Source organism: Wolbachia endosymbiont (group A) of Scambus nigricans (assembly GCF_947251485.1).
Lineage (GTDB): Bacteria > Pseudomonadota > Alphaproteobacteria > Rickettsiales > Anaplasmataceae > Wolbachia > Wolbachia pipientis.
Genome location: NZ_OX366356.1, coordinates 208,951 through 224,780, shown reverse-complemented (window position 1 = coordinate 224,780; position 15,830 = coordinate 208,951). Strand labels below are relative to the sequence as shown.

Sequence of the window (15,830 nt, the reverse complement as noted above, 5' to 3'; positions counted from 1 at the left end):
GACGAGTTTTACGCTTATCAAATTGTAGGTAAATCCTATTTAATACGCTTTTTCTAGTACTCTGCTTTTCTTCTTAAATGCATTGATCTTTTTTCTACCGTATTTAGTCTTTAACGTACTTGGCCTTTTAAAGACCTTTTTGCTGTTACGTTTTTTAAATTGCACACTACAATCAAAATTTAGCTCTCCTTCTTTGTCTGCCAGTGCAGGCAGTCTTCTCTTATCTTGAGGTGTAACAAAAGATAGCGCATACCCTTCAGCTCCAGCGCGTGCAGTTCTACCTATACGATGAATATAGTCAGCTTGCGATTGTGGTGCATCATAATTGATAACATGTTGAATGTGGGGAATATCAAGGCCGCGAGAAGCAACATCTGTTGCAACCATGATTTGATTACGGCCAAGACGAAAAGAATTAATGACCCTTTCGCGCTTGTGCTGCCTTAAATCACCATGAATTGCTAAAGCGCTATAGTCATCTTTGTGCAATCTGTTAGCTAGCTGATCCGCTCCTCGCTTTGTTTTGACAAAGATAATGATTGATCCTTCGCGCTGACATAGTTGTGTAACAAGCTTTTCATATTTTTCTGATTCTGATGCATAAACAATTTCTTGCTTAATTTTTACAGAAGTTGTAGCCTCACAATCAACAGAAATACGTTCTGGTCGATTAAGGTACTTCTCAGCAAGTTTTACTATATCTCCAGGAAGAGTTGCAGAAAACATAAGAGTTTGCCTTATTTTAGGCAAATGCTTCATAATTTCTTCAATCTGAACTCCAAAGCCCATATCAAACATACGATCCGTTTCATCAAGCACAAGAACGCTAACATTGCGAGTAATCAAAGTTTTACGCTCAATATGGTCTATAATACGACCAGGAGTACCTATTACAATTTGTGGTTTTTTCTGAAGCTGATTTAGCTGCCTAAAAATAGGCTCACCACCAATCAACAAAGCGACCCTTAGTGCAGAATTTTGAGATAAGAGTTTTCTTATCTCATTTGTTACCTGATGCGCAAGCTCTCTGGTTGGCACGATGACTAAAGCTGAACCAGTGTTAGGCTCATTCAGCAACTTAGCAACCAACGGAATAGCAAATGCTAAAGTTTTTCCAGTCCCCGTTTGAGCAGATCCGAGAATATCTTTACCTTGTAGCGCTAAGGGAATCGCTTGTATTTGAATCGGAGTTGGGACGAAAAGATTATTTTTATCTAGAGCTTGTCTAAGCGAAGCTGGGAGACCCATCTCATGAAAATTATTCACAATACGTTAATCCTGTTAAAAGACTTCATAATAGATTAATCTTCCAATCTTAAATTTATTGCAGATTTTTTATCTTCTCCGTTTCTACCGCGCTCCTCTTTAACCTCATAACTCACCCTTTCTCCTTTTATTCCCTTCTCTTTATTCTCTCCTTTAAGTGCCTCAGGTCTTATTCCCGAACGTTCCAATGTGCTAATATGTACAAAAACGTCACCCCCTTTACCTTCTGGCTTGATGAAACCATAGCCTTTTTCGGCATTAAACCATTTTACATTACCAAATTCCATTTAAACAACTCCTAAATTATTAACTAACATTACTAATGTGATGAAAAACTTTGAAATTACGATTGAGAATGCTTTAAGCTTAGCTATTGAAACTAAACCTTTATACTCCATAGTCTATTCTTAACATTACATGACAATAATATACAATTGTTGTACTTGATGCAAATAAATTTTTTAATCGTTAAGCGAACCTGCAACCGTCATTTCGCTAACTTTAATCGTTGGTGAATTAAATTGCCCACAAAAAGTTAGATCATCTGCAACGACTAAATTGCTAAACATATCCTTCAAATTGCTAGCAATGGTAATCTCATGTATTGGATACGTTATTTTTCCATTTTCTATAAAAAATCCGGAAGCGCCTTGGCTGTAATCGCCATTGATTAAATTGACACCAAAACCAAATAAATCAGTTACATATATTCCCTCTTTCACTTCCTGAATTAATTCTTCAAACGATACATCACCATTCTCAATGTAGAGGTTACTAGCTGCAGGAATAACTGCAGCATTACTTGCACGAGTTGCACTTCCGGTTGTTTCTGAGTCTAATTTTCTAGCCGAGTATAAGTCTAAAATCCAATTTTGTAATATTCCGTTTTTTACAAATATATTTTTCTTGCTAGTTATCCCTTCTCCATCAAATGGTCTCGATGCTATGCCTCTTGGCAACAATGGATCATCGATAATATTAATTCTATCGTTGAAAATCTGAGCGTTTAAACTACCCCTCAAGAAAGAACTGTTGCTTATAATACTGCTCCCATTTATAGCAGAAGCAAAACTTTTTACTAGCCCTTTTGCTGCTCTTTTTTCAAAAATAACTGGAAATTTACCAGTTTTCATTGTACGTGAATTCAATTGATCAACTGCTCTTTTTGCTGCTTCTTTTCCCATTAACTCTGGCAACTTTAAATCACTAAAATTACATGCTATATCATAATCGTAACCGACCTTCATTTCACTTTCTCTTCCAGCAACAACAGAGACCTGATTAGCAAAGGTTGATTTACTAAACGAGCCAATAAAACCAGAAACAGTCGATAATACTGTATTCACTAAAGCGTATGAAGAAGAGGCTCCTTCAGAATTAGTGATACTCTTATGTGCAAGGGCTGAATTTTCTGCAGCTTCAGCAATTTCTTTTAGGTTATCAACGGTTACAACATTATTATCTGAGATACTTAAATCTGCAGAAGAGATATAATTACTACCATTTACAGCAAAATTAATGCAAGGATCTTCTGGCGCATTCTTTGCCATTTCTACCACTTGGCTTACTGTATCACTCAGATTATTCAAATCGTTTGTAGAAATATACGCAGCTTTGTTTTTACCTGCTATAGCTCTGATTCCTACAGTGCAATTTTTAGATTGTGATATTTGCTCAATTTTTGATAGACGCTGAGAAACTGAAGTCTTATTAGTTTCATATATTGTAACTTCCGCATCTTGATTTTGCTTTTTTATTAGTTTAGTAATATCTGCTGCAATATTTAATATATTCATTTTCTATTCCTTAGATTTCTATAAAGATTCTGCACCACCTATAACTTCAATTAAATCAGTCGTAATCGCTGCTTGACGAGAACGATTATAAAGCAATGCTAATTTGTTCAGTATCTCTTTAGTGTTTCTGTTTGCTGATTCCATAGCAACCATTCTAGCACTATTCTCACTCGTTGCACTTTCAAGTAAAGCAGAGTAAAGAGCAATTACAACGTAATCTTGAACTAAAGATTTTAAAATAAATTCAATATTTTGTGGTTCGTACTCATAGCCGTAATCTGTTGTTGGACCAGCCAGAGAGCTATCAATCAAGGATGAGTCTTTACTCCATGGTTTTATTGTTTCCAACATTGGTTTTTGCGTGAAGGTATTATAGAATTTACTATAAAAAACTTTAACTTTATCGTATTTACTTAAATCTATACCATCAACCAAAGCTTCTACGTGCTTTAACGTGATTCCCTTACTATTTTCAATTTTTAAGATACTTTTAGAGTCAAATCTATTTTTACCCACATCAAAAGCTTTTTTACCAAGAAATACAATATCTACTTTTTTGCCATTTGCGATTGACTTATTTACACGCTCTTGACTAAATTTGACAATAGAAGAGTTAAAGTTGCCGCACAAGCCACGATCAGACGCAATAATGAATACTAGGTAAGAACCGTCGTTACTGACATTTAGAATTTTTGCCAGTAATTCTTGATCAACTGATAGCATTAATGAAAAAATAATGTTATGCAGCTTAGATACATATAATTTTGAATTTAATAACTTCTTTTGGCTTTGTAACAACTTTGCTGCAGAAACCATTTGCATTATTTTCGTGGTTTTCTGTACAGACCTAATATTCTTAATTCTTAAGGATAATTCCTTTAAGCTCTTCATTTTGTATACAACCCTGATTTATTAAAATATATAACTGTTAGTGTCTAAAAGCAAGTTTTTTTGACATTAAAACCAAGTCTAGCTAAGAAACTTGCAGGTTTATTGTTTGGAGACAAGGATTATATTAAGAAAGTGCTCTAACTTCAGCAATATCAATGTGAAAGTAGCCTAATGGTAATTTCTACACTTTGTGGAATTTTATAATATATAATAAACACAATTAAAACTATTACAACTTGAACACTTATGATCCCATTGTTCTAGTTCCCTGTTACAATTTTTACATTTCCAGCCTGGATCAGGCAAAGCTTCTGAGCCCATCTTGTTTAGCCAATAAATTACCTTGTCGTGTTCTTGCAATGTAACCTTGAGTTGTATTACAATAAAGTAGATTGACATGTAATTAGCTTTTTTCATAGCAGTGTCTAAATATTGACTTGCAAGATCATATTTACCTAAACTCATTGAGGACAAAGCAAGTAAACAGTAACTAAAATAATAATCAGGGCGTAAGTTGTATAGTCTTTCAGCACCTTTACTATTTAAATTGATGTACATTTTAGCTGACTGAGGAGTAGGATTTACTGTATACTCTGCCTCTAGCACTGCAGAAACTTTTCTGATTTTTCCAAGTTTAATATATAATTCTGCCTTTAAATAATTGATGGGCTGAAAAATTGCACTATAACGTTGTGCTCTAAATAAAGACTTTATAGCCTCCTTAAAATTTCCTTTACTTTCATATTGCTTTGCTAAAGCGCAATAAAACACTGCAAACATTTCTTTATGATCAAAGGGGAGAAAAATATTGGACTTAACTGCTTCCTTCAACCTCAAAATTGCATTAATCCAATCTTCTTTCAATATGCAATGCTCTATTTGAAAGGGAATAGATAGCATTTTATCGTTAATTGAACTAGAGCAATATTCTATAAATTTTTGAAAGACTACTTTTTCTTGTTTGAGGTGGACAATCAGCTTATTGGCTAGAAGTAGAGCTAAGTTACGATTTTTATTTGCAATATTTGTTAAACCGTTACTGAAAAAGCTGTAATTTCCCGTCTTACCTGAGTTAAAGAGCTTTATTAAAGATAACCTATCGCTCTCCTCACTAAGACTTTTAACTAGCTTTTGGGCATTCTCTATATTGTCTAAGTCTATGCTAAAGAAAGCTTCAAAGAGAAGCAATTCTTCCCTATCCCTTCTTCTATTTCTTATGTTGGCAAATGTTGATGAAATGGAGGAAAAAAAGCGTACAAGTGTAATTAATAAAAATAATAAAACTACACAATTAAAAATAATGAAATATAGATCAATACTTATAGTGTAATTGCCTAATTCCAATTTTATTACTTCACCACTTACCTTGACCCATATACCAAATAAAAACGAAAAAGCGAAAATTATAAAATAAATCATGAGATATATTGTAATAAGTGATGATATATTGTTGAAATATTCTTAGAAGCTACAATAAAACCATTCAGTTTATTAAGCCATGGCTTGAATTCTGGGTATGTTAAATCGCCTATTGTAGTAGCTATGCTCTGCCAATCATTATCGTTTATTGACTCCTCAACTTCCGCAAATTTTACTCTTAATGGGTCATTTCGGTCGTCTACCTTTACCCAGTTTGAAATGATTTTTTTAGACAATGTACTTTTGTTGTAATAGATAGTATCAATAGTTTTTTCAAAAGATAACTTCAATTCGTGTAAGGTATTTATCTCTTTCAAATTTTCTAATTCATCTACTGCATTTTCTATCTCTGGATCGTCAAGCTCTGATATCAAAGGCTTTATTGAATTTATATGGTTATCAAATTTTGCTTCTCGCAATAACGAATTCTTCATTTTAATCACAAGTAACAGCAATTTTGCAAGGTTCTTACATCTTGAATTATTATCACCTTGCTCACACTGAGCATGCTGACTTCTCTTTAAGTCAAATATCCTTTTTTCCATTCTAGATTGATTAACTTCAAGCAACATTTTCAATTCATCTATGTTTTCCGTCAAAACTTTTATACTATCATCGCTTTCTTGTTGATTCATTTTTAAAAAGATTATGTTATTTATTGTGATGTAACTGGTAAATAACAATACAATTAAGAACCAACCTATGTACTTTTGCTGAGTATCATTCATAACGTAGTATCTCTGCAGGATCTTGTGCAGCTGCCTGCAACGCAGGAGCAATCGTCGCTAAAAATGATAAGAGTAACGCAAGTGCAGAAATATTTACTACGTCTTGGGGTACTAATATCACTGGCAAACTTGAAAAAAAGTATATCATAGGATCAAACAGCTTGACGTTAGTAATGTTTTCTAAAAACACTCTAATGCTTTCGATATTGAGAGAAAAAACGACACCTATAATACAGCCAAGACAAGTTCCCGTAAAACCGATTAATAGACCACAAGCGCAAAATATACGCATAATGCTTCCACTTGTTGCACCAAATGTACGCATAATTGCAATCGCGGATTTCTTTTCTTGCACTATCATCATTAAATTTGAGATAATATTAAACGCTGCTACAACTATAGTCAAAGTGAGAATTAAAAACATCACATTTCTTTCAGTTTTTAAAGCACTAAAATAATGGCTTTGCTGTGATTGCCAACTTTCAGCTTCCATTCCTATTTCTTTTTCTATAGTATCTGCCAGCTTATCAGCTCTAGTAACGTCGTCTACAAGTACTTCTATATTTTTTATGCTATTTTTATAATTAAAAAAGGCTTGTGCTGATTTTAGAGGCATATATATCAAGGTATTATCATACTCAAACATACCCATATCAAATATTGCTATAACTTTATATTTTTTCATTCGCGGCATTTCACCAAGTAATGCATCAAATTCTTCAGATGATATAAACGTAATTTCGTCGCCATAGTCAATGTTCAAAACTTCTGCTAAGCGTGCTCCTATTATTATCCCTTCATCAAATTTTTTTACATCACCTATAATTACATTATTTGTAACGGCAGTACTATCAAGCAAATCTTTAGTTGACACACCTCGCACTACGCTACCTGCAATTTTACCATTTGCTAAAATAATAACTTGATCATTGGTCATAGGAGTAGCTTTTAATATACCAGGAATTCTCTCAATAGATTTTGAAACTGCGTAGTAATCTGAATTTATGTTCCTATCAAAATAAACGTTAATATGGCCATCAATGCCAAGTATTGAGTCAAGCAACTTTGCTCTGAATCCGTTCATCACAGACATCACCACTATTAGTGTTGCAACTCCAAGGGCAATGCCGATAATAGAGAACAAAGTCATTATAGAGCAAAATCTGGCATTTCTTGCTCGCAAATAGCAAGCAGCCATAGTAATTTCAAAGGCAATGGACATTACAAAATATTTTGAGGTTAGACATTATATTTTTGAAACTTCGTATAATTGTAGACTTTTCTTTATTTAAAAACTAGAGATTTTTGCTTCCTTAAATTTAGCAGACTTATAGAGTATCTTTAACATTAGAATTTCAAAATCTTCCATATACATCCTCCAACCTCACTATATCATTATCAGATAAATGCTCTCCTATCTGAAATTCAACTATTTCAAGTGGAGAGCTTGTGCTTTTATAACATAGAAAAAATCAAGAATATTATTGGGTTTATTCAATAAGTTATAATTCTTTCCTTCCATAATTTTCAAATTGTACAACTAGTTGCTTTACATTTACATCTGTGAGAAGAGCATTTTTGCTAACATGAGGTCTCGGATCAGATTTTGCTGATAAGGGATTCATCTGAGATATTTCATCCCTCATTGGAAATAAGCGAGATTGGGAAGCAACTTTTGGTGATGGGCTAGTTTTTTTCTCCACATCTATATTCACTTGTGCAACAGGAGGGGTCCTGCTTTCAATAGTTTGCGCATTAGGACTTTCTTTTGCTTGATTTTGTTTGAATTTTTTTCTTATCTCTTGTACTTTAATATCGATATTATAATTAATTTCTTTTTCCATAGAAGATACTACCATTTCTAGCTTTGTGCTTGATTTTTGATCAGTATGACCTAACTTTTTAAGTTTTAGTGGTAATTCAGGTTTATCTTTAGTTGATTTAGGAACAGTTCCTACTACTTTTGGTTTTTGTCTAACTTCTTGACCAGCAGTAAACATTTTTTTTGGCAATGGGGGTGCTATTGATGGTTTTGGCAATATTGGAGGTTTAGATTGTTGTTTTTGTTTAAGTTCTCTTTTTGCTTCCATATGTTCTTTAGGAACTGTTACATAAATTAGCTCTTCTCTAGGCGATTTTGAACTTTATGAATTTTCTGTTAAAATTTTACTCTTCTTCTCTTGATAATTTGATATCTCTTTGTATCCAGGCTTTTCATCTAATGAATTTCCATGGCCTGAATCATTATAATTAACTTCTATAGCCTTTCTTATAATAGTCCGAATGCGATAAGATATGTGTTTATGGCTATAGCAGGCCAGTAGCATATTACGGTCTGTTCGGATTATTGTAAAAAGAGCTATAACATTGTCTCGTTTTCATTGCAGAGAAGTGCAGCAATTAATATTGCCGCTGCTGTTCCAATTTTCACTGGTTCGAAAATCACTTTATATTCTTGCAGTGCATGCAATTCCTCCATTACTAATGACTCGTACTGTATATTTGTAGCAATTATGGGCGGCATATAATCGCTTTTTAGCCTCAACAAAGTGTTGTGAAACATAGTGTTCTGACTAAATATTTTCTGAAATTGCTTTGGCTTAGATAAAGGCCAAAGTCTGCTACCACTACCACCACACAATATTACAGGGCGCATTTAGTCAAGATATTAATTATTTAATTAATATCTTATACTGAGGGCAAAATACATGCAAGTTTTTGTTGTGGAATAGTTAATAAAGAAAGTAAATGTTGATTTAAAGTAATTGCTAATGAGAGTGATCATGTGTAGCGCCTTGCCCTTGCTGTGAATTTCTTCTATTTTGTAATTCCTCAACATGACCTTTTCTTTTATCACTTAATATTTCATTACCCTTATTTTGTTCTTCCTCAGGACTCTTTAGTATTTCATTACCCTTGCTAACTTCTTTATCATCCCCTTGTTTCTTTGGCCTTCTAGCGTTAAGCTCATCCCATGTGCCCACTAGTGAATCACGATTCCCATGATCCGGCTTTAGCCTTTCTTCACCTTTAATAACATTAAAGTCACTTTTTGCTTCTTCCAAACATCCTTTCAGTTGGTGTTTCCACATGGTGTAGTAAGCATCACCATATTTTTTCTCATTTGCTACAAACAATAAAATTGGAGCCTTAAGTATGGTAGCTCCCATATCCATTAAATTTTTTACTGCCATTGCAGGAGTAAATAAAAGATAACCAAAAGACTTTGCAATTGGGTTTTGTTCGCTTATTAAATGCTCCCCTAACTTTATAGGAAGAGAAGTCAACAATTTAGTACAAACTTTAGCTAAACTTGTAACAAAAACGATAGGAACAGATATAAGACTTTTATCTAGCTCTAGATTACCATTCTGATCTCTAATTTCTGAAAAATGGGTGCTTAGCTTCTTGTAATCACTAGTGTATAATAATTCTCCATTTCTTCCTTTTTCATCAACAACTTCCTGAACTTTACCTTCTTTATTTTTTACCTCTTTAGTTAGCACAGAAGAATTAGTTAATTCAAATGGATATTGAGGATCCTTAGTTTTTTCAGCTTCAAAAATTGGCACGTGTTTTTTCAAATCCATTCTCGAAAAGCCTAATGGCTCAAAATATGACTTATGCAACTCATTTATCGGAATTTGCTTACCCTGATTGTCTATATAATTGATAGTAAAATAAGATCTATCATTATCTTTATCTTTGGTAACTAAAGATAATCTGAAACTTGGTTGTTCTCCATTCTCATCTTTTTGACCATACAAAAGTTTATAGGTTGGATTTTTATCTTTATCTAGTATAGCATTTCCATGCATATCACTGTTTTCTATGATTTTAGCAGACTGTACAATTTGATCATAATTTTTTGGATACTGGCATTTCCTTCCATCATACATCATTACCTTTCTAAGGTCTTCGACGTAAACTTGAGATTCAGGTGAAGTAAGCAGACCTTTTGCTTTAAGTGTAAGATCTATTGCTCCCTTTTTTAATGCTTCAAACATATTGTCAAACCAAAATCGCTACAATGCTATAGTTCAATAATAAAACTAGTGCACTAATAATATATTAACACAGCACCGGTGATTTTACAAGAAAATATGCCTGTAGAAGATAAAGATTGTAAAAGCGAGGGTTATATAAGTAATGCTTGATAAGTACTTTATGCATGTAATTGTAAAAATCCTCAAAGGTACGCTGTGTATATAATCTTCGCATACTACCTGCATTCCAAGAACTGCGTGCCAAAAAATGCAAAACAACAATACAACAAAAAATAAAAGCTCTAAAGGGTGATTAATAAATTTTTCACTAAAAGACAAAGAGCTATCAGTATAAAATGTACAAGAAAATGAATAGATAAACCAAGGAAACAGGAACAGTAAAATTACCGCAGAAACACGCTGAACCCACCAATGATGTACTGAATTTCCAGATTGACTCATATAAACATAAATAAAAAAGCCATAGTAGAAAGAAGTAGCGTTACTGTCAGCAATATAGCACTCCTTGAAACGCCAGTAATTTCTAAATTAAGCCCAGCATCCCACAATAAATGACGAATACCATTAAGAAAATGATATACAAAACTTATAAAACATAAGACATAAGCTAATTTAGCAACAGGAGTGAATAATAATGCATTTAAGTACCTTACTATAAGTAACTCAGGAAAGTAAACATGTAATATGAAATACCAAGAAAGTATCATTAATAAAAGGAATAGCAAGATACCAGTCAATCTATGCATAATAGAGAAAAAACTAGTAACTTGTACTTTATACATTTGTAAATGTGGAGAAAGAGGTCTATCACTCATAAAATTCCGTTATCGGGAAATTAAAATAAAGTAGAAGTAAAGACAGCAGTATAGCACATAACAACACCATCATCAAAAATGGTAAGTTATGTGCAAAGCCTAAGGAGGTAATCCAGCTGCAGATTCCCCTACTGCTACCTTGTTACGACTTCACCCCAGTCACCGATCCCACTTTAAATAACTCCCTCCTTGCGGTTAGGTCGTTAGCTTCGAGTGAAACCAATTCCCATGGCGTGACGGGCAGTGTGTACAAGACCCGAGAACGTATTCACCGTGGCGTGCTGATCCACGATTACTAGCGATTCCAACTTCATGCACTCGAGTTGCAGAGTACAATCCGAACTGAGATGGCTTTTAAGGGATTGGCTTAGCCTCGCGACTTTGCAGCCCATTGTAGCCACCATTGTAGCACGTGTGTAGCCCACTCCATAAGGGCCATGATGACTTGACATCATCCCCACCTTCCTCCAGTTTATCACTGGCAGTTTCCTTAAAGTCCCCAGCATTACCTGATGGTAACTAAGGATGAGGGTTGCGCTCGTTGCGGGACTTAACCCAACATCTCACGACACGAGCTGACGACAGCCATGCAACACCTGTGTGAAACCCGGCCGAACCGACCCTATCCCTTCGAATAGGTATAATTTCCATGTCAAGGAGTGGTAAGGTTTTTCGCGTTGCATCGAATTAAACCACATGCTCCACCGCTTGTGCGGTTCCCCGTCAATTCCTTTGAGTTTTAATCTTGCGACCGTAGTCCCCAGGCGGAATGTTTAACGCGTTAGCTGTAATACAGAAAGTAAAACTTCCCATATTTAACATTCATCGTTTACAGCGTGGACTACCAGGGTATCTAATCCTGTTTGCTCCCCACGCCTTCGCGCCTCAGCGTCAGATTTGAACCAGATAGACGCCTTCGCCACTGGTGTTCCTCCTAATATTTACGAATTTCACCTCTACACTAGGAATTCCTCTATCCTCTTTCAATCTCTAGATTAGCAGTTTTAAAAGCAATTCCAAGGTTGAGCCTTGGGATTTCACTTTTAACTTACTAATCCGCCTACGCGCCCTTTACGCCCAATAATTCCGAATAACGCTAGCCCTCTCCGTATTACCGCGGCTGCTGGCACGGAGTTAGCCAGGACTTCTTCTGTGAGTACCGTCATTATCTTCCTCACTAAAAGAGCTTTACAACCCAAAGGCCTTCTTCACTCATGCGGCATGGCTGGATCAGGCTTTCGCCCATTGTCCAATATTCCCCACTGCTGCCTCCCGTAGGAGTCTGGACCGTATCTCAGTTCCAGTGTGGCTGATCATCCTCTCAGATCAGCTATAGATCATTGCCTTGGTAGGCTATTACTCCACCAACTAGCTAATCTAATATAGGCTCATCTAATAGCAATAAATTTTTCCCCCGTAGGGCGTATACGGTATTAGTTGCCGTTTCCAACAATTATTCCGTACTACTAGGTAGATTCCTATACATTACTCACCCGTCTGCCACTAAGTTATACTATAGCAAGCTACAATACAACTCCGTTCGACTTGCATGTGTTAGGCCTGCCGCCAGCGTTCATTCTGAGCCAGGATCAAACTCTCAAATTTAGACTTCAACCTATAAAAGGTTGAGGGTACATCGGATAAATCCGACAAAAAATAATTTAGCTTAATACTGCTGTCTTTATTTCTACTTTAGAAATATTTTAATCTCCAACTATTCAAACAACTTTGAGAATATTATTATGTGATATAATCACTATGTCAATATGTTTTTGCAAATCAAAAGCATTAATGTATAAATATATAACTATTTGGAATATTACCATGAAAAAATACATCTTTCTGCTTGCACTCGCGCCAATGTTAGTTGGCATCACATTATACTTATTGCGCAACATTGATAACACAAAACAATCTATAACTGCAGGTGACAAGTTTTACGAAGTATTATTCTTAAAAAAAGATAATAAGCCGCTGCTAGAAGAAATAGATTCAAATTGGGAGTATTTAGCAAATTTTGAACGCGCATTCAATCATATCTCAGATTCAATGCCAACAGACACAGCATCTATTTATAGTGATTTGGCAGATGATAAAGATGCTCCTAATGTTTTGCGTGAGTTAGCACAATATTTAGAAGTAATGAGCTTACTTCACTCCAACGGTGAAAAAATAAATAAAGATAAAATTGATAATTTAGAATCAAGCACAGTGTATCCTTATTCAAGCCAAGAAGCTATTGCTGTAGTAAAGATACACAATAACGACGTTAAGGGTGCAACTGAAATATTGCGTTCCCTATTAAATGATAGAAAATGCCCTATCCTAATCAAAGCTAATGCACAAGAATTACTCAGGATATATGGGAGTTAACTCATTGGACTTTTTGCATAGCTTTTGGCAGCGCATCGGATGAAACGAAAAAACTTACTTGACACCCTTCGCCAGCGCCCTTATCATGAAAGTGAAGCTATTGTATTTGCTTTCGCCAATCTGCAGATTAAAAGGTAAGGATTACTTAATGTATCGGCGTCTTATGTTTAATTTTTTGCAGTATATAGATACTGTATGTCTTTACAAAACTTCATCTACATCTAGATTTTTATCTAAATAAGCTGAACGCGCTTATAAAGCGTTACAAGACATCAAAAAATGCCAATACTCGACAGAGATAGTAAAAGACTAGCTAACTCGGGGATTCTTTGTCTTTTTTTCTGCTTAGTAAACTTCTTAAACATTTGCAGCGTAAGTTAGTTGCAATTAAAAGCAGCTTAATCTTGCTTGTCAAGCGTTTAAAACATAAAAAACGCCAATATTTTAAAGCGGATAATAACCCCAGGGCTTCTTTTGCCTTTTTTTTCATTTGGTAAATTTTTTAAATATTTATGGCTAAAGATTGCACGAATGTTGCAATTACAAAAACGATTTCTACTAGGGTATCACGCACTGGGATGACACCATTCTTTTTCCTGGATCCAAGTAGTCAGGGCACTGGGATGACAGCTACCCTGACAATCGTCACCCCGCTGCTTGTTAGCGGATACCGCGGCGGTATGACGTAGAAGTTATACTTTTATGCTTACCAACTTAATAAAATTCCTGGATTCCAGTGTCAGCTACTTTCATGACACCAACAGTTGATATTGGTTTGTTGCTTTGCTAGCCAACTACTAGCTATGTCTCAAGTTTCCTATTCAAAATTTTCAATATCAAATCCAATTCATTTGGATTATCATACCGTATCATAACTTTACCCTTAGAATTGTTGTCATTAATTTTGATCTTTAAACCAAGTTGAGAAGATATAGCGCCTTCTATTACTGTCATATCTTGATTTCTAGTATATCTCTGCTCTTTTTGACTGTTGTTTTGATGTAGGTCCTTTATCAGTTTTTCAGTTTGTCTAACGCTTAAGCCCTGAGAAACTATTTTTTCTGTAATACTTTCCGCATTTTCAACATTAATCAACGCTCTTGCATGACCCATAGACAATTTTTTCTCATTGATCATTGTTTTCACCCTATCAGGGAGCAACAACATCCGAATCATATTGGTTATGTGGCTGCGGCTTTTGCCTATAGCTGAAGCTAATTCCTCATGTGTATAGAAAAACTCATCTATCAGTTTTCTGTAAGCTTCACCTTCCTCTATTGGATTAATATCTTGCCTTTGTATGTTTTCAATAATGGATACTTCCAAGCATTCCTTGTCGCTCAGATCTTTTATGATAACCGGTGCACTATCAAGATTTGCAATCTTGCTTGCTCGCCAACGACGTTCTCCAGCTATTATTTCATAACCATCATCATTTGAATCTTTGCGTACCACGATAGGCTGTATAATGCCACTTTTCTTTATCGAATTTGCAAGTTCTCTTAATGACTCCTCGTCAAAATGTTTCCTCGGTTGAAATTTGCTTGGGTGCAGTAATGAAATAGGCAAATGCTCTTGTCGATCTTCTTTATTATCATAATTATCGCCTATGAGGCCGGCAAGACCTCTGCCGAGGCGTCTATCATCCTTCATACTACGCCCTCGCTTACTAGTTTCTTCTCCTTACAACTGCTCGCGTGCTTTTTTAAAATTTCCCTTGCCAAACTTATATATGCTTGTGCACCAGGACACTTAAGATCATACACAATAGCGGGTTTTCCATGAGAAGGCGCTTCTGATAACCGTACGTTACGTGGAATAACAGTCTCATACAATGGGATGATAGTTTTGTATACTTTATCATTTAAATACTGGCAAATATCGTTTTTAATCTGTTCACTGAGTTTGTTGCGCCTGTCATACATTGTTAACACTATCCCTTCTATTGCCAAAAAAGGGTTTAGGTTATTTCTTTTTATCAGCTCTACAGTTTTAACTAAATGGCTTAATCCCTCCAAAGCAAAAAATTCACACTGAAGAGGGACAATAATAGAATTAGCAGCAGTCAAAGCATTTATGGTTAGAAGCCCAAGTGATGGAGGGCAATCGATGATTATATACTCATAATTATCGCGTATCTTCTCTAATGCGCTTTTTAGCACAAATTTTCCTCGCTCAAGTTGCGATAATTCAATTTCTGCAGCTGATAAATCAACTACTGACGAAATTAGTGATAAATTTGGAATTTCCTTTATATTGAAAATTGCCGATTCTATCAATTTATTTTCGCTGCTTAGTAGTATTTTGTATATATTTTTTCTTCCCTACTACGATAAGAAATCCCGAGCCCGGTGCTAGCATTTCCTTGAGGATCAAGATCTACCAATAAAGTGCTTTTTCCCACAGCAGCAAAGGCTGTCGATAAATTTATACTAGTTGTGGTTTTCCAACTCCACCCTTTTGATTTACTATTGCAATAATCTTGCTCACGCCTTTTATCTTATGTATAAAATAATTCTATTGTATATATGCAAG

At 35.1% G+C, this 15,830-nt stretch carries 15 protein-coding genes, 1 rRNA gene and 2 pseudogenes; 2 read left to right on the top strand and 16 right to left on the bottom strand.

Annotation, left to right across the window (positions count from 1 at the left end):
* Positions 1-39: 39 nt before the first annotated feature.
* The 14 genes and pseudogenes from OPR46_RS01280 to OPR46_RS01215 all read right to left on the bottom strand — a co-directional run bounded on the left by OPR46_RS01280 (position 40) and on the right by OPR46_RS01215 (position 12,527).
* Positions 40-1,266 carry a DEAD/DEAH box helicase gene (locus OPR46_RS01280; RefSeq protein ID WP_265043567.1) on the bottom strand — a complete coding sequence of 409 codons (1,227 nt, stop codon included), beginning with the start codon at positions 1,264-1,266 and terminating at the stop codon, positions 40-42.
* Positions 1,267-1,301: 35 nt separating this feature from the next.
* A complete protein-coding gene (locus tag OPR46_RS01275; RefSeq protein ID WP_006279919.1) occupies positions 1,302-1,553 on the bottom strand; it encodes a cold-shock protein in 252 nt (83 codons plus the stop codon).
* Between the two features lie 174 nt (positions 1,554-1,727).
* Entirely contained in the window at positions 1,728-3,062 is a 1,335-nt protein-coding gene (locus OPR46_RS01270) for a TldD/PmbA family protein (RefSeq protein WP_010081974.1), read from the bottom strand.
* An 18-nt stretch (positions 3,063-3,080) separates the two neighbouring features.
* A complete protein-coding gene (gene atpG, locus OPR46_RS01265; protein WP_010081973.1) occupies positions 3,081-3,953 on the bottom strand; it encodes an ATP synthase F1 subunit gamma in 873 nt (290 codons plus the stop codon).
* A gap of 198 nt (positions 3,954-4,151) precedes the next feature.
* Positions 4,152-5,372: a heme biosynthesis protein HemY gene (locus tag OPR46_RS01260; protein ID WP_265043566.1), complete on the bottom strand. Its 1,221-nt coding sequence runs from the start codon at positions 5,370-5,372 to the stop codon at positions 4,152-4,154.
* Positions 5,369-6,100, bottom strand: a complete 732-nt coding sequence (locus OPR46_RS01255) for a hypothetical protein (protein WP_265043564.1) — start codon at positions 6,098-6,100, stop codon at positions 5,369-5,371. Before OPR46_RS01255 ends, OPR46_RS01260 begins: the two co-directional genes overlap by 4 nt.
* A complete protein-coding gene (locus OPR46_RS01250) occupies positions 6,093-7,322 on the bottom strand; it encodes a lipoprotein-releasing ABC transporter permease subunit (RefSeq protein WP_265043562.1) in 1,230 nt (409 codons plus the stop codon). The genes OPR46_RS01255 and OPR46_RS01250 overlap by 8 nt, the downstream gene beginning before the upstream one ends.
* Positions 7,323-7,602: 280 nt before the next feature.
* Positions 7,603-8,190, bottom strand: a complete 588-nt coding sequence (locus tag OPR46_RS01245) for a hypothetical protein (RefSeq protein WP_265043561.1) — start codon at positions 8,188-8,190, stop codon at positions 7,603-7,605.
* Positions 8,191-8,244: 54 nt separating this feature from the next.
* Positions 8,245-8,427 (bottom strand): hypothetical protein, encoded by a 183-nt coding sequence (locus OPR46_RS01240; protein ID WP_265043560.1) that lies wholly within the window; start codon positions 8,425-8,427, stop codon positions 8,245-8,247.
* A 35-nt stretch (positions 8,428-8,462) separates the two neighbouring features.
* A pseudogene (locus OPR46_RS01235) lies at positions 8,463-8,756 on the bottom strand (sugar phosphate nucleotidyltransferase); the annotation flags it as partial.
* A 112-nt stretch (positions 8,757-8,868) separates the two neighbouring features.
* A complete protein-coding gene (locus OPR46_RS01230; protein WP_265043557.1) occupies positions 8,869-10,107 on the bottom strand; it encodes a hypothetical protein in 1,239 nt (412 codons plus the stop codon).
* Positions 10,108-10,191: 84 nt separating this feature from the next.
* On the bottom strand, positions 10,192-10,548 hold the full coding sequence (sdhD, locus tag OPR46_RS01225) for a succinate dehydrogenase, hydrophobic membrane anchor protein (protein WP_010963113.1): 357 nt from the start codon (positions 10,546-10,548) through the stop codon (positions 10,192-10,194).
* Positions 10,545-10,922, bottom strand: coding sequence for a succinate dehydrogenase, cytochrome b556 subunit (gene sdhC, locus OPR46_RS01220; protein WP_265043556.1), 378 nt, complete (start codon positions 10,920-10,922; stop codon positions 10,545-10,547). Before sdhC ends, sdhD begins: the two co-directional genes overlap by 4 nt.
* Positions 10,923-11,022: 100 nt before the next feature.
* Positions 11,023-12,527: ribosomal RNA gene (locus OPR46_RS01215) — 16S ribosomal RNA — on the bottom strand.
* 153 nt (positions 12,528-12,680) lie between these two features.
* Here OPR46_RS01215 and OPR46_RS01210 point away from each other — a divergent pair.
* Both OPR46_RS01210 and OPR46_RS01205 read left to right on the top strand, forming a co-directional pair.
* Complete coding sequence (locus tag OPR46_RS01210) at positions 12,681-13,295, top strand: hypothetical protein (protein WP_265043555.1); 615 nt, start codon at positions 12,681-12,683, stop codon at positions 13,293-13,295.
* A gap of 512 nt (positions 13,296-13,807) precedes the next feature.
* The gene (locus tag OPR46_RS01205; protein WP_179943664.1) at positions 13,808-13,984 is read left to right on the top strand and encodes a hypothetical protein; all 177 of its coding nucleotides are present in this window, start codon (positions 13,808-13,810) and stop codon (positions 13,982-13,984) included.
* A gap of 112 nt (positions 13,985-14,096) precedes the next feature.
* Here OPR46_RS01205 and OPR46_RS01200 read toward each other — a convergent pair whose 3' ends face one another.
* Positions 14,097-14,948, bottom strand: a complete 852-nt coding sequence (locus OPR46_RS01200) for a ParB/RepB/Spo0J family partition protein (RefSeq protein WP_265043553.1) — start codon at positions 14,946-14,948, stop codon at positions 14,097-14,099.
* Positions 14,945-15,785, bottom strand: a pseudogene (locus tag OPR46_RS01195) (ParA family protein). The gene OPR46_RS01200 and the pseudogene OPR46_RS01195 overlap by 4 nt, the downstream one beginning before the upstream one ends.
* Positions 15,786-15,830 lie beyond the last annotated feature (45 nt).